The sequence below is a fragment of the Cupriavidus sp. GW822-FHT02D05 genome (assembly GCF_058802485.1).
In genome coordinates this window covers 42,614-63,726 of sequence record NZ_JBXAOE010000010.1, presented here as the reverse complement: position 1 = coordinate 63,726, position 21,113 = coordinate 42,614, and the positions used below count along the sequence as shown (strand labels likewise).

Genomic DNA, 21,113 nt, shown 5'->3' with positions numbered 1-21,113 from the left:
AAGCCCGGCCCCGCCAGGGCTGCTGCCCACGGATACCGCCAATTTCCGGCTGTTGGACACACGAAAAATGACAAGGCAACGACAACGCTGATGCAGATCTAAAAAATGCTAAATAGCATTTTTCGGCAGGGTGCAATACATTTGCAGACATAGTCATTCCGCATGCCTGTTGCCGGTTCTCGGCCACGGCACAGCCATGCCAGTCATTCACCAGGAGTGGTCCATGCCAGGACGAACAGATTTCGCCGAAGACCGGGATGTCCCGTGGGAGGCCGATGGGCCCCAAGCCGCCAGCCAGCCCGCGTCGGCTACAACGATGCCCGTGTACTACCGCCTGCCGGATACGCCGGACGGGCACCATATCAAGGAGTACGCCAGCGGCTTGCGTCAGCTGGTGCGTTTTGTGGGCGTGGAAGAACAGGTTGTCAAGTACAGCCTGGCCTGACGGCTGATGCGCCGCGTGCGCCGTGCACCGTCTCCTGCCAATGTTTCCCCCCTGTCTCCTCCTGCCCTGTGTGTGGGCCAGGATTGGGCCCGCAACCTACCGCGGGCTTTTTTCTGCCCTGAGCGCGTCCACACATCAAGCGCACGTAAAAAGGCCGACCCCGAAGGGCCGGCCTTTTTACTGTCATCGGCCCGGGCCAGAAGTCCGGGCCGGGGCAACCGTGCGGGGATCGATCAGTCCACCGTGGCGCCCGAAGCCTTCACCACCTTGGCCCACTTGGCGGTCTCGGTCTTCATGAAAGCGGCCAGTTCGGCCGGCTTCTCGGGATGCGGCTCCGCGCCCTGGTCGGCCATCTGCTTCTTCACTTCCGGCATGGCCAGGATCTTCACCACTTCCGCATTCAAGCGATCGACGATCGGCTGCGGCGTGCCGCCGGTGGCGTACAACGCGAACCAGGAAGTCGCTTCATAGCCCGGCACGCCGGATTCGGCCACGGTCGGCACGTTCGGCAGTGCCGGCGAGCGCTTGGCCGAGGTCACGGCGATAGCGCGCAGCTTGCCGGCCTTCACGTGCGGGTACGACGACGGCATGTTGTCGAACATCAGGCCGATCTGGTTACCCAGCAGGTCGTTGACCGCCGGGGCGCTGCCCTTGTACGGGATGTGCTGGATATGCAGGCCGGTCATCGAGTTGAACAACTCGCCCGACAGGTGCATCGACGAGCCGCTGCCCGACGAACCGTACGACAGCTTGTCCGGGTTGGCCTTGACGTAGGCGATCAGTTCCTTGACGTTGTTGACCGGCACCTTGGGGTTCACCACCACAATGTTCGGCACCATCGCCACGCGCGAGATCGGCGCGAAATCCTTGACCGGATCGAACGGCAGCTTGGAGTAAAGCGACTGGTTGATGGCATGGGTACCGATGGTGCCCATGAACAGGGTGTAGCCATCGCCCGGAGCCTTGGCCGCGATCGATGCGCCGATGTTGCCGCCCGCGCCCGGACGGTTGTCGATCACCACCGGCTGGCCGAGCGCCTTGCCCAGTTGCAGGCCGACGATGCGCGCCAGGATGTCGGTGGTGCCGCCGGCCGAGAACGGCACGATCATGGTGATCGGCTTGGTCGGATAGTTGCCTTGCGCGTAGGCTGCGCTGGTCATGCCGCCGAAGGTGGCGGCCAATGCCACACCGGCAGCCAGCAGGCGACGGCGCGCGCTGTTGTGCGGGGTGCGAGCTTGGGAATGGGATTTCATGTTTGCTCCAGGATAAATCGCTGTAAGCCCGCGCTTGTGGCGCGGGTCATCTTTTTTAGTTTTCTACGGACTAAATGCTGCGGCGTGATGACGGGTGCGCGTTTTGCACCGGTCACGCCGCGGGACTACACGGGTGCGACGCCGAGGGTGGTGCCACCGCACACATAAAGCACCTGGCCGGTCACGAAGCCGTTCTCCGGCGACAGGAAGAACATCGAGGCGCGAGCCACGTCATCCGGGGTGCCCATGCGCTTGACCGCGATGCTGGCGAGGATCCGCTTGGTCTGCTCGCTGCCTTCGGGGTTGCTCTTGCGGAACAGGTCGGTCGCAATCGGGCCAGGCGCCACGGCATTGACCGTGATGCCGTCGCCGCCGAGTTCCATCGCGAGCGTGCGGGTCATGCCGATCAGGCCGGCCTTGGTGGCGGAATACACCACGCGTTCCGGCTTGCCCAGCGCCGCGCGCGAAGCCATGTTCACGATTCGGCCAAAGCCTGCCGCGCGCATGGCGGGCAGGCAGGCCTGGGTCAGCAGCAGGGTGGCTTGCAGATGCAGGCCAACCACATAGTCCAGGTCTTCGACGCGCGCCGTGTCGGCCGTGCCGGGGCGGGTGGCGCCGGCATTATTGACCAGCCGGGTCACGGCAAAGCGCGAGGTCACCTGCTCGGCCGCGGCGCGGGTCGCGTCGGCATTGGTCAGGTCGGCCTGGACAAACGTCATGTTGGGATGGGACCAGGCGGGGGCGACATAGTCGACATTGACCACCTGGGTCACGCCATCGGCCAGCAGCATTTCGCTGATGGCGCGGCCGATACCGGAACTGGCGCCGGTAACGAGCGTGGCAACGGGAAGGGACATCACATACTCCGACCGGCAAGGGGCACCGGGTCATGCTGAAGAGGATGCGACGAGAGCCGGCGAGCCAGTCGGCCCTGTCGCGCTGCTTCTTTGCGTTGGGAAACTTCATCAGCCTGCACTTCCACCGGGTACTAACGGCAGCCGCGCGGCATTCTTTAGCGCACGGCGCCCGCGAGCCGAAACCCGCGGGCGCCCAGGCGTCAAACGGTCAGGCAGCTGACGATCAGACCCGCTCGATCACCATGGCGATGCCCTGGCCCACGCCGATGCACATCGTGCACAGCGCGTAGCGGCCGCCGGTGCGGTGCAGCTGGTACATGGCGGTGGTGACCAGGCGGGCGCCGCTCATGCCGAGCGGGTGGCCCAGCGCGATCGCGCCGCCATTCGGGTTGACGCGTGCGTCGTCGTCGGCCACGCCGAGTTCGCGCAGCACGGCCAGGCCTTGCGCGGCGAACGCTTCGTTCAGCTCGATCACGTCCATCTGGTCGATGGTCATGCCGAGTTGCTTGAGCAGCTTTTGCGAAGCCGGTGCCGGGCCAATGCCCATCACGCGCGGCGCCACGCCGGCGGTTGCCATGCCGACGATGCGAGCCTTGGGCGTCAGGCCGTGCTGGCGGGCCGCGGCTTCGCTGGCGAGCAGGATGGCGCAGGCGCCGTCATTCACGCCCGAGGCATTGCCGGCGGTCACGGTGCCATCGGCGCGAACCACGCCGCGCAGCTTGCCCAGCGCTTCCATGCTGGTGGCACGCGGGTGTTCGTCGCGGTCCACCACCAGCGGGTCGCCCTTCTTCTGGGCGATCGTCACCGCGGTGATTTCCTGCGCCAGCGTGCCGTCGGCTTGCGCGCGCGATGCCTTTTCCTGGCTGCGCAGGGCCATCAAGTCCTGGTCTTCGCGGCTGATCTTGTAGTCGGTGGCAACGTTCTCGGCGGTCTCGGGCATCGAGTCCACGCCGTAAGCCGCGCGCATCGCCGGGTTGATGAAGCGCCAGCCGATGGTGGTGTCGAAAATCTGCGCATCGCGCGAGAAGGCGCTGGTGGCCTTGCCCATCACGAACGGGGCGCGGCTCATGCTTTCCACGCCACCAGCGAGCATCAGGCCGGCTTCGCCGGACTTGATCGCGCGCGCGGCGGTGCCGGTAGCGTCCATGCCAGAGCCGCACAGGCGGTTGATGGTGGCGCCCGGCACGCTTTGCGGCAGGCCGGCCAGCAGCAGCGACATGCGCGCTACGTTGCGGTTGTCTTCGCCGGCCTGGTTGGCATTGCCGTAGATCACGTCGTCAATGGCGGACCAGTCCAGGTTCGGGTTGCGTGCCATCAGGGCCTTGAGCGGCACCGCGCCCAGGTCGTCCGGGCGAACGCCGGACAGGCTGCCGCCGTAGCGGCCGATGGGGGTACGGATGGCGTCGCAGATGAAGGCTTCGGTCATGGTTGTCTCTCTCTTGCTTGTTCGTGATCGTGAAAACGGGAGGCTTGCAAGCGTGCTCGCCGGGGCTCGCCCCGCCGGTCAGGCCAACACTCAGGCACTCAGGCAGAAGCGCCCTGCTTGAGCGGCACGCCGGTCAGGCGTTGCAGTTCGTCGAAGGACAGGCCTTCAACCAGGTCGCGCGCCACCAGCCCGTCGGACGTGACGTCGATGGTCGCCAGATCGGTATAGATGCGCGTGACGCAGGTCATGCCGGTCAGCGGATACGTGCATTCCGCCACGATCTTGCTCTCGCCCTGCTTGGTCTGGTGTTCCATCATCACGAACACCTCCTTGGCGCCGATCGCCAGGTCCATCGCGCCGCCCACGGCGGGGATCGCGCCCGGCGCGCCGGTATGCCAGTTGGCCAGGTCGCCCTTCACCGAGACCTGGAAAGCCCCCAGCACGCAAAAGTCGAGGTGGCCGCCGCGCATCATGGCGAAGGAATCGGCATGGTGGAAATACGAGCCGCCCGGCTTGATCGTGACCGGCTGCTTGCCGGCGTTGATCAGGTCGCCGTCTTCTTCGCCGGCGGGGGGTGCCTTGCCCATGCCGAGCAGGCCGTTCTCGCTGTGCAGCAGGATTTCACGGTCGGCTGGCAGGTGATTGCCAACCAGGGTGGGCAGGCCGATGCCGAGATTGACCACGGCACCGTCGGGAATGTCTTTGGCCACGCGGGCGGCCATCTGATCGCGGGTCAGGCGTTGCATATTCTGAATCTCCTTGGCGCTCAGGCAGCGGCTTGGCTGGCGCCGTCGACCTTGACGACGCGCTTGACGAACAACCCCGGGGTCACGATGTGTTCCGGGTCCAGCTCGCCGAGTTCGACGATCTCGCTGACCTGCACAATGGGGCATTTGGCGGCCATCGCCATGATGGGGCCAAAGTTGCGCGCGGTCTTGCGGTAGGTCAGGTTGCCCCAGCGGTCGGCGCGCAGCGCCTTGATCAGGGCGAAGTCGGCATGGATGGGCGTCTCGTAGACGTAGCCCTGGCCGTCGATAATGCGGGTTTCCTTGCCCTCGGCCAGCGGCGTGCCATAGGCGGTGCGGGTGAAGAAGCCGCCGATGCCGGCGCCGGCGGCGCGGATGCGCTCGGCCAGGTTGCCCTGCGGCACCAGTTCCAGCTCAATCTTGCCAGCGTGGTAGAGCGAATCGAAGACGTAGGAGTCGGCCTGGCGCGGGAAAGAGCAAATGATCTTGCGCACGCGCTCTGTCTTGAGCAGCGCGGCCAGCCCGGTGTCGCCATTGCCGGCGTTGTTGTTGACGATGGTGAGGTCGCGGGCGCCCTGCGCGATGAGGGCATCGATGAGCTCCGCCGGCATGCCTGCCATGCCGAAGCCGCCGATCAGGATGGTGGCGCCGTCCTGGATATCGGCCATGGCCGATTCCACCGAGTCGAATAGCTTGTTGATCACTTGCGTTCCAGTTCCGAGAGTCCGGACGAACTATCCGGAACCGGCCGCCAAGGAGGGAAACCAGGCGGCGCGCAAACGCTGTCTCCGGACAGTCCTGCCGGAAGAGCCATCCGGCTTGGGCGCCCTCCGCTTGCAAAAGGCGCACCGCCGGAAACGAATCCAACAGACTTTGGTTTTTCTTATTATTGTGGTTTGTTCTAATTGCGAACTTCAATTCGCAGAATGAACAGGTTACACCCCCTGTCCGCGGGTGGTCAAGGCGCCGGCAAATCGCTTGTGCGTTAGCCGGCCACGACCGTAGGGCAGTTGAAAGCTAGCTTGCCAACGGGGCCACGGCGGCCCGGAACATCGGACAGCTTACGCTCTTCAGGCCCCGCTGAGGTGGCGCCCGGGCCGCTACGGCAATTGCAGCTCCGCTCGGCTGCCGCCGGCCCCGGCCCGGATCTCCAGCCGCACATCGATGCGCTCGCGCAGCTCGGCCACGTGGGAAATGATGCCCACCAGCCGTCCGGCATGCTGCAGGTCGATCAGGGTGCGGATGGCAAAGTCCAGGCTCTCGGGATCGAGCGTGCCGAAGCCCTCGTCGACAAACAAGGTATCGAGCTGGATCCCGCCCGCGCGCGACTGCACCACATCGGCCAGCCCCAGCGCGAGCGAGAGCGAGGCCAGAAAGCCCTCGCCTCCGGACAAGGTATTGGCCGGGCGCGCCATGCCAGTGTCGTGGTCGAACACCTCCAGGTCGAGGCCGCCGGCGGTGCGCTGGTCGCCCTGCTGGCGCACGCGCTGCAGCTCATACCGGTTGCGGCTCATGCGCATCAGCCGCAGCGAGGCCGCTTCCAGCACCTCGTCGAGCAAGGTGGCCAGCACGAAGCGCTGGAATGTCATGCGGCGCGGATTGTTGCCGTTGGCCACTTCGGCCAGGCGGCCGAGCACCGCGTAGCTGCGCTCGATGTCCGCGCCCTTGCTGGCCAGGGCATCCAGCCGCTGCTGGCATTGCAGTAGGTTCTCGCGGCTGCGGTGCAGGTCGGCCTGCTGCCAGACCAGCGCCTCGAGCGCGCCGGCGGCGTCCGCCTGGGCCTGGCGCAGGGCGGCAAGATCCGGCGGGGCAAGGTCGCGCGCGGCAATGGCGGCGCGCTCGCGGCGATCGCCGGCAGCGGCCAGGTCGAGGTCGAAGCGATTGACCTGGGCTTCGGCCTGCTCCATCTGCGCACCCGGCATCCGCGCCTCGGCATAGGCCTGGCGAGTGACAAAGCCGGCTTGCTCCAGCGCGCTCGCGAATGCGGCGCCCGCCTGCGTCTCCCGCTTTGCGTGGGTAGCGAGGCTCGCTTGCGCGGCGGCTTGCGCGGCCAGCGCTGCCGCCAGCCCCACGCCGGCCTGCTTGTCGGCGGCCTGCGCGGCGGCCAGTGCGGCTTCGCGCGCGGCAAGGTCCCGGCGTGCCTGTGCTAGCGCCGCTGTCAGCCGCTCCGGCTCGCGCCGGTCCGGCGGCACCTGCGTGCTGGCGGCCTGCCACTCGCCCTGGAGCTTGGCGTGACGCTGGCCTGCATCCTGCACAGCGGCGTCGGCGGCGCGAATGGCCGCCTCGGCTGCCGTGAGAGCGGCTTGCTGCCGCTCAACTTCCGCGGCCAGCGGCTGGCAGCGGCCGGCGGCCGCCTCTGCCGCCTGTTGCTGCTGGTGCAGCGCCTGGACGGCGCCGGCAAGCTGCTGCCTGGCCGCCGCCGGGTCTTGCGCGGCGCCGTCGGGCATGCCCACCGTTCCCGCCGCTTCGCGCAGTTCATCCAGTTGTTCCTGCCGGTGCGTGGCTGCCAGCAACGCGCCCTGCGCACGGCTGGCCGCGCCCTGCGCCGCCTGGTCGGCAAGCCGTGCGGCCTCGCGGGCCAGGTCCAGTGCCTCGTCGGAGACCAGTGCATCGACGTGCTGCGCCAGTTGCGGGTGCGCGGTGCTCCCGCAGACAGCGCACGCCTGGCCATCCTGCAAGCCGGCAGCCAGCCGCGCGGCTTGCCCGGCCCGCCAGGCCTGCTCCGTCTCGCGCAGGCGCAGCAGGCTTGCCGCCTGCTGCTTGGCGGCTTGCTGCGCAGCGAGCTGGTCGGCATCGGCCTGGCGGTGCGCTTGCTCGCACTGCACCAGCGTGGCGGCGTATTTGTCGAGCGTGGTTGCCTGCTGCGCCAGGCCGGCCAGCTTGAGCTGGATCGTCTCCAGCCCGCGCGCGCCTTCCTGCGCCTGGGCCAGGCCGGCCTCGGCCTGGCGCAACGTGGCGGTGACTTGCTGCTGCGCCTGCAGCGCCCCGGCATGGGCCGCACCCGCTTGCGCCTGCTGGCGGGCGGCGGCCTGCAACTCTTGCTGCAGCACGCCGAGCCGCTGCGCCTGCGGCAACATGGCCTCCAGCTCCGTCACTTGTTTTTGCGCCGTCTGGCGCTCGCCGGCACGGGCCACTTCGGCCTCAAGCCCCGCAGCGGCAGTGGCCGAGACAGCGGCGCAATCGGCTGACCGCGCGCTTGCGGCGGCCAGCGCTTGCTGCGCCTGCTGGTGTTCCTGCACGGCCTGCCCCAGATGCTGCTCGAACGGCTGCACCTGCATGGCACGGCGTGCGGACTGCAGGCGCTGGCGCTGCGCCTCCATCTCGGGCCGCTGCGCCATCAGCGCAGCATGGGCCGCCTCGGTATCGCGCTGCTCCCGCAGGCGGGCATCCGTCTGCTCGCCCTGCCTGGTTGCCAATGTGGCCACCTCCAGCGCGGTGCGCGCGGCCACCTCGCGCTGCCGCAGTTCGGCCAGCTGGGCCTGCAACCCTGCAGCCTGCTCCCGCAGCGCGTCCACGGATTCCAATTGATACTGCTGCAGCAACGCCGTCTGCTCGATGCGCAGGCGCTCGGCTTCCTGGCGAATGCCGGCCGCCTGCCCCTTGAGCAGTTCCTCCACGCGCCGGTACAGCTCGGTGCGGAACAGCCGCTCGAGGATGGCCTGGCGGCTCTTGGAATCCGCCGTGAGCAATTCGCGAAAGCGCCCCTGCGGCAGCACGATCACCTGGCGGAACTGGCTGCTGTCAAAGCCCAGCAGGTTGCGCACGAAGTCATCGACCTTGTTGGGCTGGCTCGCCTTGCTGGTCCAGCCCGCGTCGCCCATGACATCAAGCTGGGCCTTGGGCGTTTCCTTGACGGTGCCCTCGCCGCGCAGCTTGGGCCGCTCCTGCGCGGGCGAACGCGTGGCCATGTAGCGCTGGCCACCCAAGCTGAACTCGAACGTCACCTCCGTGCGCAAGGCCGGATCGGCGTTGGCGCTGCGCATGTCCTGCGCGCTGCGCTCGCCGCCAGAGGTGTCGCCGTAGAGCGCAAAGCAGATCGCGTCGAGCAAGGTGGTCTTGCCCGCGCCGGTGGGGCCGTGGATCAGGAAGAATGCCCGCTCCCCGAGCCGGGTGAAGTCGATTTCCTCGCTGGCGGCAAATGGGCCGAAGGCTTGCAGCTTCAGGCGCAGCGGTCTCATGCGGACTCCCGGTCTGCGCGGGCAATGCCCTCGAGCACCTGGTCGAGCACGCGGCGCTTATCGTCGTCCAGCTCTTCGTCCGCCACCTCCTTGAAGAAGTTGGCGAACAGTTCGCCGGTATCGAGCTGGCGCAGGCGCTGGCCCGCCGCGCCGGCCTCGCCCGTGCGCGCCAGCACCGCGCGCTCGATGGCGAGCGCATTGGGATAGGCCTGGCGCAAGCGCGCCATCGGATCGAGCAAGGCGCCGTTGTCGGTCAACACCGCGTGGATGTAGTCATCGCGCCGCGGGTCTGCCGCGCCTTGCGCCAGCAGATCGGCCAGTTGCCCTTCGATGATGCGAAGGTCGCGCCGTGGCGACAGCGCGATCGGCTCGATGCTGACCGCGCCATCGGCCGCCAGCTCGATCAGTGAAACCGACTTGGCATGCGTGACTTCGGACAGCGAGTACTTCAGCAAGGAGCCGGCGTAGTGGATGCGCTGGCTGAAGGTCTGCGGGCGATGCAGGTGGCCAAGCGCGACCAGGTCGAAGCCGTCGAACACGCTGGCGGCAACGGCGCCGCTGCCGCCAACCGACAGCGGCCGCTCGGATTCGCTGGCCTCGCCACCGATCACGAAAGCGTGGGCCACCACCACCGAACGCGCCTGCGCCGGATGGCTGGCGCGGATCGCGTCCAGGCGCGCCGCCAACGCGGCCTCGTGCCCGGGCAGTTCCATGTCGAAGGCATCGCGCACGGTTGCGGGCTCGGCATAGGGCAAGGCGTAGATCCGTACTTCGCCATGGGCATCGGACAAGGTCACGCAAGTGGCATCGCGCTCGGTGATGCCGGCCACGTGCAAACCCTGCGCCGTCAGCAGCCGCGCGCCGAAACCAAGCCGCTGGGCGCTGTCGTGATTGCCCGCGATCATCACCACCGGAATGCCGGCATCCACCACGATGCGGGCCAGCACGTCGTCCAGCAACGCCACGGCCTCGGGCGGCGGCACCGCGCGGTCATACACGTCGCCGGCGATCAGCACCGCATCGGGCCGGCGCTCGCGCACCAGCGCAACGAATTGGTCAAGCACCCAGGCCTGGTCTTCAAGCAGGCTGCGCGCATGGAATACGCGCCCGAGATGCCAGTCGGCAGTGTGAAGAAAACGCAATGTGAATCCCTAGCAGTATGTGGACGGGCCGGAGCGGACCGCGGCGGCAAGCGCCATCATAACGTTGCCCAGCCGCCATTCAGCTTCGGTTCAGCCGGCACGCTCCACAATAGGCGCCGAGCCAGTGCAAAAGCACCGCCTCCGGCACAATGGGCTGGCCAGGTTGCCGCCCCCCAGCCGCTATGTTTCAACCAGACCTGAGAGAGAAACCATGAAACGCATCCTGATCGCGGCAGCACTGACGGCTACGGCCGCATTGGCACAAGCGCAGTACGTGGGCCCAACCACGGTTCCAACGACCACCGTCAAGGCGTTGACGGAGCAAGGCAAGGATGACCAGCACGCCGTGCTGCGCGGGCAAATCATCAGCAGCGTGGGCCACGAGCTTTACCAGTTCGACGACGGCACCGGCCAGATCCGGATCAAGATCGACAAGAAGCTGTGGCCTGCCGGAAAGCCGGTGGACGCATCGACCAAAGTGGAACTGCTGGGCGAATACGACAAGGCGCTCTTCGGCGACTCCAAGTTCAAGGTCAAGCAGATCCGCATTCTTTAATGCATAGCGCAAAAACGGCGATGGCCGGGCCGTAAGCACCCGGGCATCGCCGCACTGACGTCTGGAAGACTGGAAGCCTGGAAGCCTGGAAGCCTGGAATCCGGATTATTCCTGGATATTGGCTTCGCTCACGATCTTGCGGTACGACTCGGTTTCCTTGGCGATAAAGCTGCGAAAGGCGACGGCGTCCTTCGCATCGATGTCGACACCCGATTCGGACAGCTTGCTCTTCACTTCCGGCGCGTTGATGGCGCGAGCCAGTGCGTCGGTCAGCTTGTCGGTCACCGCCTTGGGCGTGTTCGCAGGCGCGAACAAGCCAAACCACAGGCGCATGTCCACATTGGCCAGGGCCTTGTTCTCCGCCAGTGCCGGGATATTGGGCGCGGCATGCGAGCGCGTGGCCGAGGTCACGCCAATCGCTTGCAGCTTGCCCGACTTGATCTGCGGCAGCGCCGTCGACAGCACCAGCACGCCCAGTTCGATCTGGTTTGCCATCAGGTCGGCGATGGCCGGCGCGCCGCCCTTGTACGGCACGTGGGTCATATCGACCTTGCTGGCGCCGCGGATCAGCTCTCCCGACAGATGCAGCGGCGTGCCGATGCCCGAGGTGCCATAGTTCACCGGCTTCTTGCTCTTGGCCAGCGCCAGGAAACCCGCCACGCCCTGAATGCCGGAATGCGCGCCGGAAACCAGCACCATGGGCTGCGAGCCCACCATGCGCAAGGGCACGAGATCCCGCTGGCCGTCGTACTTGATCTTCGGGTTGGTCAGCTTGGCGATCGAGATTTCGCTGTTGGAACCCAGCAGCAACGTATAGCCGTCGGCCGGCGCATTGATGGTCTTGAGCGCGCCGATGGTGCCGCTGGCGCCCGGCGCATTGTCCACCACCACCGATACACCCAGGTCCTGGCCAAGGCGCTGGCTCAGCACGCGCGCCACCAGGTCGTTGCTGCCGCCGGCGGCGTAGGGCACGACGATGGTGATGGGCCGGTCCGGATAACCGGCGGCCTGGGCAGGCGCTACGGCGAGGGTCAGCGTGGCGGTCGTAACGATGGTGACGGCGGCGGTCAGCGCCGTGGCGAGGGACTTCTTCATCGGATTCCTTTTCTGGCGCCTGAGGCGCTCCTTTGGTGTGGCAAGCGTGATGCGGGAAACCAGCGGATTGCGGGCCTCATGATGCGGATCGCAATATACATGCCATCCAAAAAACTAGCCAAGTCTCGTTTACGAGACTGTACAAGCATTGACGCCATCTTTATGCACCACAACTGAGCACAAAAGGCACATTGATGCACAAAATGCGGCTTATCCAGATCATCCAGCCGTCGTGGGTATATCGTCCGGATGCGCGAATACCTTGAACGCGGGGAAGTGCGGCGGCATGCCATTCCGACATGTTGCTTCTCTCGCCATCCGGCCACGGCCCATGCTAGGATGGGTCTTGTCTTCTTTTTGAGATTCCCCGAGGATGGACGCTCCGCTCGCTGCCGGCCCAATGGTTGATTTCGTTGAAATCGGCAATCGCCTGCGCGCGTACCGTCTAGGCGCGGGGATGCGCGCGGAAGCCATCGCCGAACAGCTCGGCGTATCGCGGGCCGCGATCTATCGCATGGAGAAGGGCGACATCGTCAAGATCGAGACCCTTGGCCGTCTCGCCCAGTTGCTCGGCACCTCGCTGGCATCCATGCTGGGGGTCGAGTCCGAGTACTACTACTCGGCCGTGGCGTATATCGAGCGCATGCGCCAGCTCGAGCACGGCGCGACGCGCATCCTGGCCCATTTCGAACCAATCTCCTACCTGCTGACCTCGCCCGATTACGCCGGCCACCTGCGCCAGATGCTGGCGGAGAGCCCGCAGCCAGCGCCAGCCGCAACCATCGACGCCCTGCTGGACCTGCTGGAAGAGCGCAAGCAATCGTTCGCGCGCAGCGTGCCGCCCATCACCAGCCTGATCGACCTGCGCTCGCTGGAGCGCTTCGTGCATTTTGGCTTGGTGGGACGGCTGGACCTGCCGCCCGCGGTGCGCATGGAGCGCTCGCTGGCAGCCCGGCGCGAGATCGAACGCGTGATCGACCTGCTGGACGCGCAGCCCATCGGCCTGCAGATCGGCATCGTCGACGGCAGCATGCCCAACGTGACCTTCCAGGTCTTCGAGCGGCCCGGCAAGGCTTATGTGGCCACCAGCCCATTTCGTTTTGGCGAGTTTCCCAACGTGTCCACCGGCATCGCCACCGTGACCGCAGCGCCCGAGGCGGTACGGCTCTACACCACCATGGTCAATGACCTATGGCAACGCGCCTACAAGGGGCGCGATGGCGCCACACTGCTGCGGCGCATGTTGAACAGCGTATGAGCGGGCGCGATCCGCCATGCAGCCATTTTCATTTGATGTACCGAACCCGTTTTCACTAACCGATATTGCGCCATGACGCTTGAAACCACCCTCCAGCAATTCCAGGATTCGCTCCCCGGCACCGACGCTTTCGTGACGGTGAAGAAAGCCACGCGCGAGCTGATCGACACCGACCCCGCACACGCGGCGGCCTACTTCCTGCTGTACGGCTTCGCCCGCTCTTACGTGCTGCTGTATGAGGACCAGGCAGTGACCATGGACTTTGCCGAAGCCGCCAAGCAGGAGCTGCTCGGCTACATGCAAGGCATTGCACGCACGCTGCACGGCGAGAGCGCCGCGCTGCTGGCGGAAATGAACCGCATCGTCAGCGCTTACCAGGGCGGCAAGAAGACGTTCTGAGGCGCAGCGCCCCCGTGCCATGACGGGGACAATTCACGCCGGCTCGGCCTCGTTGTCGGCGATCTGGAACTTGCGCATCTTCTCCCACAGCACCTTGCGGCTGATGCCCAGGCTGGCCGCCGTATCCTGGCGCCGCCAGCTATTGGCATCCAGCGCGGCCACAATGCGGCGGCGCTCCTCGGTCTCGCCGCGCCAGTCGGCCGTGCGCTCGCTGCTATCGAACGCACCCGGGCGCAGGCTGCGGAACAAAGGCCGGATCCGCGCCTCGTCCCAATGCCCGGTCTGCTGCACAGTAATACCGATGCGCTCGGCCAGGTTGCGCAACTCGCGCACATTCCCCGTGAAGAACGCCGTGCCCACCGCCCCCTTGAGCCAGTCAGGCACGGGCGGCAATGCGTCCAGGCCTGAGGCCCCAAGCATCTGCTTGAGGAACGACACCAGCAAAGCCACCTTGTCGACGGCGCCCCGCTCCTCCAGGCTGGGCAGCCGCAGCTCGATCACCGCCAGCCGGAAATACAGGTCCGCACGGAAGCGGCCCTGTGACACGGCCTCGCGCAGATCCTTGTTGGTGGCCGCGACCAGGCGGAAATCCAGCTTGACCGGCATGGTCGAGCCCAGCCGGGTCAGCGCGCTCTCCTCCAGCACGCGCAGCAGCTTGACCTGCTGGAACAGCGGCAGGTCGCCGATTTCATCCAGGAACAGCGTGCCGCCGTTGGCCTGCTCGAAGAAGCCGCGGTGCGCGAACATCGCGCCGGTAAACGCGCCCTTGGCATGTCCGAAGAACTGCGACTCGAACAGGCCATCGGGAATCGCCCCGCAATTCACGGCAACGAACGGTCCCTTGCCATAGATGTTGTTGCGCTCGTGAAAGCGCTGCGCGATCCGCTCCTTGCCCGCGCCGGTCTCGCCGTACAGCATCACATTGCTGCCGAAATCCGCGAAGGTCTCCACCTGCGACAGGAACTGCTGCATGGCGGGTGACTCCGCCACAAGGTCCGCCACCGCATTCGCGGGCTCGGCGGCTGCCAGCAACTGCGGCAGCAGCTTGCCGATCTGGTTGCGCAGGTCTGGCCCCGTGAAATCGTCGGCCAGGATATGCGCATACTCCGCGGGAAAGCGCCCCGGATCCGTCTCGCGTCCCGGCGCCGCCACCCACACCACGGGCATGCCGTGGGCCGCCTCCCAGTCCAGCGCGGTGAACTTCGCCGCGCCGATCACCGAGACACTGATGACCGCCACGCACGGCTTGAGCCGCGGCTCCGCGGGCAAGGCCTCCAGCGCGCCGGCGCGGATCACGTCCACGCCAAGCGGCGACAGGAAACGCGACACACGGTCGGCAATATCAGACTTGCCTTCCCATACATATACTTCAAGGCTCTCGTAAGCCCAGCGATCTGTCTTCATCTGTCTTCCGCCGTATAGCGATTAGCCTGCTGCATGGCTCAGAACACCAGCTCGGCGTTGTTGCAGTCGATTCCTTGCATCCAGATGTCGGCGTAGCCTAGCTGGATGCCTAATGCGCCTAGTAGAGGGCCAAGCACGCTGTCCAAAGCAGTGAACAAAGGCGTAAGCAGACCGGCCAGTGGCAACTTGACGCTCAATAAGTCAAGCCAGAGTACCTTGACGGCGACCGTCAGGTTCAGGCTACCCACAACATCGACCAGGACACCCGTCAGTGGTTGGGGCGTCCCGACTCGAGTCGTTGTGCCTGGTGCCATGCTGATAGTCGAACTGTTGACGCCGACCACGCCGGTTCGCGCACTGCCGCTGGCGATGATGCTCACCCCCGTACCGAGAAGACTAATCCCGGTGTCCACCAACGTGACAGGGCCGGACGCGCAGCCACTGCCGGAGGCTGCGGCAAGGCATGCCTTGACCAAGCCTGTGTTCACCCCCAATGTGGCACGGCAATCCGCCTTTGCGGCCGCACACTGAATGCCCTGCAATGAGGCCGTGGCCGCCGCAACCTCAATGTAAAGTGGCACGTTTATGCCGATGCCCACTAGGCTGGCCACGTCAATACTGATTCCGGCATCGAGTCGTAACCCCACCTGCGCCGTATGCGCGGTAGTCTGCCAGACTCCGGGACTCAGCTGCCGCGCCGGCCCAACCGCCATCACAGGTGGCTGCACGACATAGAGCTGGGCGCCGATACTGGTAAGGCCGGGCACGCTAAGATTTGGCAACTTCACCTGGATCGCCGAGTTGCCATTCGCGACCTGCGCCCCGAGCATCAGCAACTGCGCCACATTCAATGCCACGTCAGCCGCTGACGACGCCGCCGGCGCCAGCACGCCCAGGTTCAGCAACTGACCCAGTCCCACGTTAGCCTTGACCCCGCTCAACCCAAGTTGCGTGGGCGGGCTGCCCAGCGCCGCGGACAGCAGCGAATCCTTGCCGGCCGCGCCCAGCACGAGCGCATAGAACTGCTGGATCGACAGCGAGGTCTTCAGCAAGTCGTCAATGGTGCCAACACCCAGCTTCAGGCGCAGTTGGTCGAGCGTGACATTGGCGTTGAGCAAGCCTTGCCAGTCCAAAACGGACAACTGCACCGAGGTTCCCAGCAAACTGCTGAGCACACTGCTACCGGTGTTGACATCCAACAACCCGCTACCCAGCGAAAACGACGCCACCGGCGGGCTCGCATTGGCGATCGCCTCCGCGCGCAACTGGCGCGACGCGCTGCCAGGAATCACGAACAGGATCGGCACGGTCTGGGTCACGACCACCTGCACCGCGTTTGCCGATAGCTTGGTGGTGTCGTAGCCGGCGTTGAAGTGCCGTACGGTGTCGCTCCCAGTGCTGTAAGCCGGATCCCATACGCCCAGGCAGACACGCATGCCATCGGCATCGCTGCTGCCCGCTGCGCTGCAATTGGCAGTCGCCGTGCCGGCGTAGTCATTCTGCGTGCCCGCCGACTGCGTGGCGCTCAGCACATTGGCCGACACGGTGGCGGCGGCCGCGGCTTGCTTGAGCTGCTGCGCGCCGGCCAGTGCGGCCATGTCGGCGATCTTTTGCAACTGGCGCTGCCGGTAGAACACATGGCCGACATCGATCGACACCAGCGAACCGATCGCAACCGTCGCCAGCAGCAGGGCGCCAAGCACGCCGATGGCACCGCGCTGCCCGCGTCGGCGCCCGGCGACGAGAGGCGAGCGGCAGCGAATCATCGGCCTGCCACTCCCTGGCTTGCGCCGCCGGCGCCATTTTTCGATCCCGCCTGGCCCGTGTAGAACTCGGGGATCGGATAGGCAAACGTCGCCATATAGCGCTGGTAGGACAGGGCTGCCTGCTCCCCACGCAACACCTGCAGCTCGCCCGCCTGGGCGCCACTGCGCTGGATCTCGAGGATGCCACGGGTATGCGGGCCAATCTCTTGCCGGGCCGGTCGCGCCAAGGGTGTTGCAGGTGCGTCCGTCTGGGCCTCGGCGGGGAAGGCGCCAAATCCGAGCATGGCGATCGCCAGCGCCAGTCCACTGCGGCGGGCATGGCCACGCAGGCTTCTTGTTCCGGTCTGGTTCATGGAAATCTCCTGGGTTGGTGCCGTCGGCGCGGACAACGGGTATCGGGTATTGCGCGGTTGTGCCATCCAGCGATCTCTCATGGCGTGGCCTGGAGGATATCGGTCAGGCGCTGATGGTTCGGGCCGGGTGTCCCGGTGGCGGCAAGCCGGGCCGATTGTGGCGCGGTCTGCGCCACGGCCTGCTGCGCGGCAACGCGTTCGCGTTGCGTGCTCGCGCGCCGGACCCGCTCTGCTTCCTGCAACACCGCCTTGCGCGTTGCCTCTGGCAGGCCGGCCCGCTGCATCAGCGACGCCGCCTGCTCACGCTTGCCGTCGGCTGCGAGCCAGACCGCCGCGTTGCTCACCACGCGCGGGTTCTTGCCATCGAGTTGCAAGGCCTGCATCACCGGCACGCGCGCCTCGCCCAACGCACCCGTGCGCATCAACGCGTAGCCCAGGTCATTGGCCACCTGCGCGTTGGTGGGATCCGCGCCGGCTGCCAATTGAAACGCTGTCGCGGCAGCGGCAAAGTCGTTCCTGCGGCCGGCGATCAGGCCCAGACCGTGGTAAGCGCGCGCCTGCACCGAAGTGCCGGCCAGGCTGCGATAAGCCTGCTCGGCGGCGGCATCCTGATTGGTCTCGCGCAACGCGTCCGCGCGCATCAGCGTCATCGCCGGCGACGCGCCGAAGCGCTTCTCGTAGACGTCGATATGCGCAAGCGACGCGAAGTACAGGCCCTCTTCCTGCATCTTGCCGATCAGGCCGAGGTAGACCGATTTATCGTCGTAGATGGCCCGGTCCTGCTTGTCGCGCAGCTTGGACAGCTCCACCTGAGCATCGGCCTGATCGCTCATGCGGGTAGCCAGGCTGGTGCCGCAGCCGGATAGCACGGCCAGGGCCAGGGCCGATGCCAGGGTGGTTAAAGAGTGTGCGGGCCAAAGCGATCGATATCTCGTCCTGCTTCCCGAGCGCTTGTCTTGTTTGTTCATTTCGGTCCCCCCGACATATGCGCCAGCATTCTTATCACGCCCAAAAAGCCTGGTCCGGCCGTGATGATCAGCAATACGGGCAGCATGGTCACCACCATGACGGCAGTCATCTTCACGGTCAGCTTCCCCACCTGTTCTTTCATGCGCGCCTTGCGCGATTCCTGCAGGCGCAAGCCGAATTGCCGCAGTGGCTCCTGGACGGCCCCGCCGAATCGATCCACCTGGCTAAGCATGGTGATCAGGCTCTTCAGGTCCTCGCTATCGAATAACTTCCCGATGCGCTGGAGCGTCTGGTCGCGCGACCGGCCCGAGGCAAACTGCTGGTTGGCACGCATCAGCTCAGGGCCAAGCACGCGCAGCATGCCGCCGAACTCAGCCACGATCACCTGCAGGCTCTGATCGATCGACAGCCCCACACCCTGCAACAGGCGCAGCATGTCGACCAGCACAGGCAACTCATCCTCCAGGCGCAGCATGCGGCTGCTGGCCCGACGCTGCAGCGCCCATTTGGGCGCCAGGAAAAACACCGCGAACGTGACGAAGGCCCACATCGTTGCGCCCATCAGCGATGTGGGCAAACGCCATGCAAAGACCCCTGCCGCCAACGCCGCCGGTAATGACAGGCGCAGTCCCCCAAATATAGCCCGGGCCTTGTCACCGTAAAAACCACATTGCTCAAGCAATCGCTGTTCTTCGACCGTCACCACGGCCTTGCCCAACGGCGATTCAAGCCAACGCTGGTCAAAGCGCTTGCTAAGCTGGCTGCCCAGCCGCGCGCCAATGCGAGCGCCGGCGCTTTGTGCCGCGGCGGCGTTGGCAACATTGGCTGTGCTGGCCGGAGCAGTGGCGGGAGCATCCGGCACGGCGGCAGCCTCGGCAGCCTGCCGCGAGAGCGCAGCGTCGATGGTGCGCTCGGCGCGGTGACGTTGCCGCCATTGCCCCACCAGCGGCAAGGCCAGGGCCGCTAGCCCGATGGCCGCCGCGCATAGGCTCAGCGAGATCAAGGTAGTGCTATCCATGGTCCCTTGTTCCTATACCGACTTGGCCAGCCGATAGAGCATGGCCGCCCCCATCACTTCCAGTATCACGGAAACCAGCAATAGCGTCTTGCCGGCCGGGTCGCGCCACATCATCATGATGTAGGCGGCATTCATCACGAACATCATCCCCGCCACCACCATCGGCAGCAAGCCAAGTACCCAGGCCGACAACCGCGTCTCGGACGACAGCGCATGCAGTTCCTGTTGCGCTTGCTCGCGGTCTCGCATGAAGGCGGCGGTACGCTCCATGACAATGTCCGCGCGACCGCCGTAGCGCACCGCGAGTCGTAGCACGGAAGACAGCAGCATCAGTTCGTCGACCTGGTAGATCCGCGCGACCTGCAAGACCGCCTGATCCAGTTCCTTGCCTGCGCGCTGCAAGTGGATGGCCTGTACCAGGCACTGGCGCAATGGCGCCTCGGTATTGCCGATGGCAGCCTGAAAGGCCGAAGGCACGCTGCTGCCGATGCTCATCATCCGGACTACCGCATCGAGAAACGACGGCAACTGCTGGCGAAGTCTCTGCCCGGTACGACGGGCTCGGTTCCAGAGCATGAAATAAAGGATCACCACCCCGATTGACAGCGCGGCTAATGCAGCCAGCCAGCCGCCCATGGCAACGCCCACGAGCCCCAAGCCGATGATGGAACCACCCCACAACGCATAAGTGCGCCGCGTCGGCGCCAGGTCCGCACGGCGCAGGAAATCCGCCCACTTGCGCCGCAGGTCGTGCTGCTTCTTGCCGGCTTGCGGCTCCGGCGTAGTCGCATAGCGTGCCTTGACCTGCTCGGTCTGCGCTTGCAGGAACGCACGCGCGCTCTCTTCCTGCGCGCGCGCCTTGGCGCTGGACAGCATCAGCAGGCCCAGTCCCAGCAAGACGAGAGCGGCCGCCGCAACGACCAGCGCCGCGCTAGACATCGAAGCGGTCGTCCAGGCCAAAGTTGGTCGGGCGCATGCGCGCCAGCTTGGGCGAATGCGGCAGGATGCCAAGCGAGAGCCAGCGGTCTACCTCGTTGCCGTCGGGGCCGACGAACGGCTCGTGGCGGAACAGCTCCTGGGTCGAGATGATGTTGTCGCCAAGGCCGGTGACTTCCGTGATCGAGAGGATGCGGCGCTTGCCGTTGGAGAGCCGGCCGATCTGCACGATAAAGTCGATGGCATTGGCGATCTGCCGGCGCAGGCTGGCCTCGCTGCCCTGGAAGCCGGCAAAGCCGGCCAGCATCTCCAGTCGGTACAGGCACTCGCGCGGGCTGCTCGAGTGGATGGTGCCCATGGAGCCATCGTGCCCCGTGCTCATGGCCTGCAGCATTTCCAGCACCTCACCGCCGCGCACCTCGCCCACGATGATGCGGTCGGGCCGCATCCGCAGGCTGTTGCGCAGCAGGTCGCGGATCGACACCACGCCCGTGCCTTCGAAGCCGCCAGGGCGGCTCTCCAGCCGCACCACGTGCGGATGGTTGAGCGCCAGTTCCGCCGTGTCCTCGATGGTGATCACGCGCTCGCCGTCGGGCACATAGGTGGCCAGCGCATTGAGCAGCGACGTCTTGCCCGAACTGGTGCCGCCACTGACAAGGATATTGCAGCGGGCCTTTACGGCGGCCTCGAGCAGTTCGTTGACCTCGGGGCTCATGGTGCCCAGGCCTTGCAGGTCCGCGGGCGTCAGCGGGTCCTTGCGGAACTTGCGGATCGACACCACCGGTCCGGCCAGCGCCAGCGGGGGAATCACCACGTTGATGCGCCCGCCATCCGGCAGGCGTGCGTCGACCATGGGATTGGACTCATCCAGCCGCCGGCCGATCGGCGCCAGGATGCGGCGCACGATGCGCAGCAGATGCCCGCTATCGGCAAAGCGCACGGGGATGCGCTCCAGCACGCCATGCCGGGATACGTAGACGTCCAGGTGCCCGTTGACCAGGATGTCTTCCACCGCCGGGTCGTTGAGCAAGTCCTCGATCGGACCGAAGCCCGCCAGCTCCTTGGTCAGCGCCTCGGCGATCTGATGCAGCTCGGCCTCGTTGATGGGGATGCGGCGCAGCCGCATGAAGCTCTCCAGTTCCAGGTCGACAAAGCGGTTGATCGCGGTGCGCGACCAGCGGCCGAACTCCGCGCCCAGCTCCTCAATGCGGGTGAGCAGATGCTCATGGGCCGCCTCCTTGATGTTCTGGAATTCCTGCGAAGCAGGAAAAGGCGCGGCGGAGTTATCGGAGAATTCGATGGCTTGCGACAT

19 protein-coding genes are annotated in these 21,113 nt (G+C 66.0%); 4 read left to right on the top strand and 15 right to left on the bottom strand.

Annotation, left to right across the window (positions count from 1 at the left end; translation table 11 throughout):
* Positions 1-223 precede the first annotated feature (223 nt).
* Positions 224-445 (top strand): hypothetical protein, encoded by a 222-nt coding sequence (locus tag AC1RQK_RS15005; protein WP_416051513.1) that lies wholly within the window; start codon positions 224-226, stop codon positions 443-445.
* Positions 446-678: 233 nt separating this feature from the next.
* Here the strand turns inward: AC1RQK_RS15005 and AC1RQK_RS15000 are convergent, their stop codons facing one another.
* The 7 genes from AC1RQK_RS15000 to AC1RQK_RS14970 form a co-directional block, all read right to left on the bottom strand.
* Positions 679-1,698, bottom strand: a complete 1,020-nt coding sequence (locus tag AC1RQK_RS15000; RefSeq protein ID WP_150993157.1) for a Bug family tripartite tricarboxylate transporter substrate binding protein — start codon at positions 1,696-1,698, stop codon at positions 679-681.
* A 125-nt stretch (positions 1,699-1,823) separates the two neighbouring features.
* Complete coding sequence (locus AC1RQK_RS14995) at positions 1,824-2,555, bottom strand: SDR family NAD(P)-dependent oxidoreductase (protein ID WP_492809606.1); 732 nt, start codon at positions 2,553-2,555, stop codon at positions 1,824-1,826.
* A gap of 223 nt (positions 2,556-2,778) precedes the next feature.
* The gene (gene pcaF / locus AC1RQK_RS14990; protein ID WP_174424128.1) at positions 2,779-3,981 is read right to left on the bottom strand and encodes a 3-oxoadipyl-CoA thiolase; all 1,203 of its coding nucleotides are present in this window, start codon (positions 3,979-3,981) and stop codon (positions 2,779-2,781) included.
* A gap of 98 nt (positions 3,982-4,079) precedes the next feature.
* Positions 4,080-4,727, bottom strand: a complete 648-nt coding sequence (locus AC1RQK_RS14985) for a 3-oxoacid CoA-transferase subunit B (protein WP_492371328.1) — start codon at positions 4,725-4,727, stop codon at positions 4,080-4,082.
* Positions 4,728-4,747: 20 nt separating this feature from the next.
* The gene (locus tag AC1RQK_RS14980; RefSeq protein WP_043357062.1) at positions 4,748-5,431 is read right to left on the bottom strand and encodes a 3-oxoacid CoA-transferase subunit A; all 684 of its coding nucleotides are present in this window, start codon (positions 5,429-5,431) and stop codon (positions 4,748-4,750) included.
* 396 nt (positions 5,432-5,827) lie between these two features.
* On the bottom strand, positions 5,828-8,905 hold the full coding sequence (locus tag AC1RQK_RS14975; protein ID WP_492809603.1) for an AAA family ATPase: 3,078 nt from the start codon (positions 8,903-8,905) through the stop codon (positions 5,828-5,830).
* On the bottom strand, positions 8,902-10,047 hold the full coding sequence (locus AC1RQK_RS14970; protein WP_492371326.1) for an exonuclease SbcCD subunit D: 1,146 nt from the start codon (positions 10,045-10,047) through the stop codon (positions 8,902-8,904). Before AC1RQK_RS14970 ends, AC1RQK_RS14975 begins: the two co-directional genes overlap by 4 nt.
* A 211-nt stretch (positions 10,048-10,258) precedes the next feature.
* On the opposite strand from AC1RQK_RS14970, the gene AC1RQK_RS14965 reads away from it, so the two are divergent.
* Complete coding sequence (locus AC1RQK_RS14965) at positions 10,259-10,603, top strand: NirD/YgiW/YdeI family stress tolerance protein (RefSeq protein WP_492371325.1); 345 nt, start codon at positions 10,259-10,261, stop codon at positions 10,601-10,603.
* A gap of 105 nt (positions 10,604-10,708) precedes the next feature.
* Here the strand turns inward: AC1RQK_RS14965 and AC1RQK_RS14960 are convergent, their stop codons facing one another.
* Complete coding sequence (locus tag AC1RQK_RS14960) at positions 10,709-11,698, bottom strand: Bug family tripartite tricarboxylate transporter substrate binding protein (RefSeq protein WP_492809600.1); 990 nt, start codon at positions 11,696-11,698, stop codon at positions 10,709-10,711.
* A gap of 400 nt (positions 11,699-12,098) precedes the next feature.
* Here AC1RQK_RS14960 and AC1RQK_RS14955 point away from each other — a divergent pair, with 400 nt between their 5' ends.
* Entirely contained in the window at positions 12,099-12,956 is an 858-nt protein-coding gene (locus AC1RQK_RS14955) for a helix-turn-helix domain-containing protein (protein WP_492809598.1), read from the top strand.
* Between the two features lie 72 nt (positions 12,957-13,028).
* A complete protein-coding gene (locus AC1RQK_RS14950) occupies positions 13,029-13,355 on the top strand; it encodes a hypothetical protein (RefSeq protein ID WP_150991512.1) in 327 nt (108 codons plus the stop codon).
* Positions 13,356-13,388: 33 nt separating this feature from the next.
* Here AC1RQK_RS14950 and AC1RQK_RS14945 read toward each other — a convergent pair whose 3' ends face one another.
* The 7 genes from AC1RQK_RS14945 to AC1RQK_RS14915 all read right to left on the bottom strand — a co-directional run bounded on the left by AC1RQK_RS14945 (position 13,389) and on the right by AC1RQK_RS14915 (position 21,113).
* Positions 13,389-14,759 (bottom strand): sigma 54-interacting transcriptional regulator, encoded by a 1,371-nt coding sequence (locus AC1RQK_RS14945; RefSeq protein WP_183033918.1) that lies wholly within the window; start codon positions 14,757-14,759, stop codon positions 13,389-13,391.
* Positions 14,760-14,797: 38 nt separating this feature from the next.
* The gene (locus tag AC1RQK_RS14940) at positions 14,798-16,462 is read right to left on the bottom strand and encodes a TadG family pilus assembly protein (protein WP_492809595.1); all 1,665 of its coding nucleotides are present in this window, start codon (positions 16,460-16,462) and stop codon (positions 14,798-14,800) included.
* Positions 16,463-16,521: 59 nt separating this feature from the next.
* Positions 16,522-16,878 carry a DUF3613 domain-containing protein gene (locus tag AC1RQK_RS14935; protein WP_492809593.1) on the bottom strand — a complete coding sequence of 119 codons (357 nt, stop codon included), beginning with the start codon at positions 16,876-16,878 and terminating at the stop codon, positions 16,522-16,524.
* Between the two features lie 77 nt (positions 16,879-16,955).
* Positions 16,956-17,846, bottom strand: a complete 891-nt coding sequence (locus AC1RQK_RS14930) for a pilus assembly protein TadD (protein WP_492809591.1) — start codon at positions 17,844-17,846, stop codon at positions 16,956-16,958.
* Positions 17,843-18,865, bottom strand: a complete 1,023-nt coding sequence (locus tag AC1RQK_RS14925) for a type II secretion system F family protein (RefSeq protein WP_492809589.1) — start codon at positions 18,863-18,865, stop codon at positions 17,843-17,845. Before AC1RQK_RS14925 ends, AC1RQK_RS14930 begins: the two co-directional genes overlap by 4 nt.
* A gap of 12 nt (positions 18,866-18,877) precedes the next feature.
* Positions 18,878-19,804 (bottom strand): type II secretion system F family protein, encoded by a 927-nt coding sequence (locus AC1RQK_RS14920; protein ID WP_492809587.1) that lies wholly within the window; start codon positions 19,802-19,804, stop codon positions 18,878-18,880.
* Positions 19,797-21,113 carry a TadA family conjugal transfer-associated ATPase gene (locus AC1RQK_RS14915; RefSeq protein ID WP_492371318.1) on the bottom strand — a complete coding sequence of 439 codons (1,317 nt, stop codon included), beginning with the start codon at positions 21,111-21,113 and terminating at the stop codon, positions 19,797-19,799. The genes AC1RQK_RS14920 and AC1RQK_RS14915 overlap by 8 nt, the downstream gene beginning before the upstream one ends.